Raw genomic sequence first — 434 nt, 5'->3', positions numbered from 1 at the left:
GTGAGCGCGCCGTGGCGGATCACCGATTCGCTGCGCCCCGACTGGCGGCGGATCAGCGCGCGCATGCGGGCGCCCAGTTCGTCGAGATCGAAGGGCTTGACGAGGTAGTCGTCGGCGCCGGCGTCGAGCCCCTTGACGCGGTCCGAGACGGCGTCGCGCGCGGTGATGATCAGCACCGGCAGCGCGTGGCCGCGCGAGCGCAGGGTGCGCAGCACGTCGACGCCGTCGCGCTTGGGCAGGCCCAGGTCGAGCAGCATCAGGTCATAGGTTTCGCCTCCGATGGCGGTCAGCGCGGCCTCGACCTTGTTGGGCATCTTCATCACGACTGCCCTGGTGGGCGTGATGCTGAGCGCGAGCGCCAGCTTTGGCGCCTCGGGCTGGAGCACGGTGGGCAGCATCGTGATGCAGCTGCTGGTGCCCTTCCTGGCCGGCCA

General features: G+C 70.5%; 2 pseudogenes. One reads left to right on the top strand and one right to left on the bottom strand.

Features of this window, described 5'->3' with window-relative positions:
- A pseudogene (locus HW466_RS31505) lies at nt 1–299 on the bottom strand (response regulator); the annotation flags it as partial.
- On the opposite strand from HW466_RS31505, the pseudogene HW466_RS32075 reads away from it, so the two are divergent.
- Nucleotides 277–434: pseudogene (locus HW466_RS32075) on the top strand (bile acid:sodium symporter); the annotation flags it as partial. The pseudogenes HW466_RS31505 and HW466_RS32075 sit on opposite strands and share 23 nt — an antisense overlap.

This window comes from Burkholderia territorii, from assembly GCF_902833055.1.
Taxonomy (GTDB): domain Bacteria; phylum Pseudomonadota; class Gammaproteobacteria; order Burkholderiales; family Burkholderiaceae; genus Burkholderia; species Burkholderia territorii.
This window is presented reverse-complemented; position numbering and strand designations above follow the sequence as displayed.